The organism is Acidovorax sp. HMWF029 (assembly GCF_003060895.1).
In the GTDB taxonomy this organism is placed as follows: Bacteria; Pseudomonadota; Gammaproteobacteria; order Burkholderiales; family Burkholderiaceae_C; genus Acidovorax.
In genome coordinates this window covers 154739-156425 of sequence record NZ_QAIH01000225.1, presented here as the reverse complement: position 1 = coordinate 156425, position 1687 = coordinate 154739, and the positions used below count along the sequence as shown (strand labels likewise).

General features: G+C 68.9%; 1 protein-coding gene. It reads right to left on the bottom strand.

Features of this window, described 5'->3' with window-relative positions:
• A partial coding sequence (locus DBR12_RS23005; RefSeq protein ID WP_233244608.1) for a tetratricopeptide repeat protein occupies positions 1-1687 on the bottom strand: 1687 nt, incomplete at both ends.

Genomic DNA, 1687 nt, shown 5'->3' with positions numbered 1-1687 from the left:
GTCCAGGCGCAGCAGTTCACGCAGCACACTCATGGCCGGGTCGCCCTGGCCCTGGGACAGGACCAGGCGGGTGCGGGCCACGCGGCGCGTCTGGTCCAATCCCTGCTCGTTCAGCCAGCTTCGGCGGGCCTGAGCGACGGCCTGTGATGTGCCCGTGCTGTGGCGCGCGCGCACCTGCTGCCATTGCTGGGCCAGCAGGTGGCGGCGCAGGCGCCAGGCCTGGTCGAACTGCTGGTTCTGGTCGAGTGCATCGGCATAGTTCATCAGCCACAGGAAGTTGCCTTCGTGGGCCTTTATGCGCGGAGTCAGATAGCGGTCCAGGGCGGTTTGTGGCAGCGACAGCGCCTGGTAGGCGGAGGCCAGCGAGTCATGCAGCGCTGCATCGGCGCTCCACGCGGGTTCGTTGGTCCCCAGCAGCTTGCGCAGTGCAACGGCGTCGTTGCTGTCGATGAACAACCACAGCAGCGCGCTGCGCATGTCGGCCGAGTCGGGGGCGGCGCGCAGCCCAGCCTCGAAATAGGCGCGGGCCTTGGCCATATCACCCGTGTTCTGGTAGTAGGTTCCTGCTAGGCGCAGGAACTCGGGCATCTGCATGAGCGGTATGGTCGATCTGGGAATGGGGCGGTCGCCGGGCTTGGCCGCCTCGCGCAACAGCAGGCCCACGTCGGCCCAGCGGCTGCGGCTGACGTGGAACGTGAGCGCCGACACCAGGTAGCCTGAAGTGCCTAGGCGCCGCCAGGCCAGTTCGTTGATCCGCGCCGCCTCCAGGGGGTTGTCTTCGGCCAGCAGCCGCACCAAGGCCTCGAAGTCCTCGGCGCCGGCGTCCGGCGCGGCGGCCAGCTTGCGGTAGGCCTCAATGGCGAGCTCCTGCCGCTGGCGGCTTTCGGCCAGCTGGCCGGTCATGCGCCAGAACTCGGTGGTGATGGCCGGTGCAATGCCTTTGTCGCGGGCGGCTTCTAGCCACGCCAAGCCTTGGTCGGGCTGACGCAGCACCAGGGCCAGCACGGCGGCATGCATGGCGCGCTCGGGCGTCACGTTCTCGGGGGTGGCCAGCACCTCGCGCCAGAAAGCGAGTGCTGTCTGCGGCTCGCCCATGCGTTCGGCCAGCAGCGCCATCTGCTCGCGGGCGGCGATGCCTTGGCCGTGCTCCTGGAGGTAGGCCATGGCGGCCTGGGGTTCGCCCAGGCGTTCGTAGGCCTCGATCAGATCCTCGATGAGCTCCCTGTCCGATGGATTGCCGCGCAGGCTGTAGCGCAGGGCCAGTACCAGCGCCTGGTCGTCGAACTGACCGGGCGCAATGCGCAGCACCGCCTGCCAGGCATCGTCGCGTTGGGTTTTCTGGGCAATGACGAGCCAATGTTCCAGTGCCACACCAGGCCGTTCGGTCCATTCGGACACGCGGGCCAGCCGCTCGCGCCAAGCGATGTCACCGGGACGCTGCTGCACGGCCGCGCGGGCAATGGCCCAGGCGTCATCGGGCTTGCGGTTCTCTAGAAACACCTGGTAGGCCAGGGAGTAGATCTTCTCGTCGAACGGTAGGCCTGGCACCAGCGTCGGGGGGGCGGCCGGGCGTGCCGGTGTCGGCTGTGCGGTGGCCGGGGCTACCCCGGCGTTTGCGGTGGCGATGGTGCGCCATCCTTCCGTGTGGGTGACTTGGAGCCCTGGCGGCTGCAGCCACCGGGCGCCG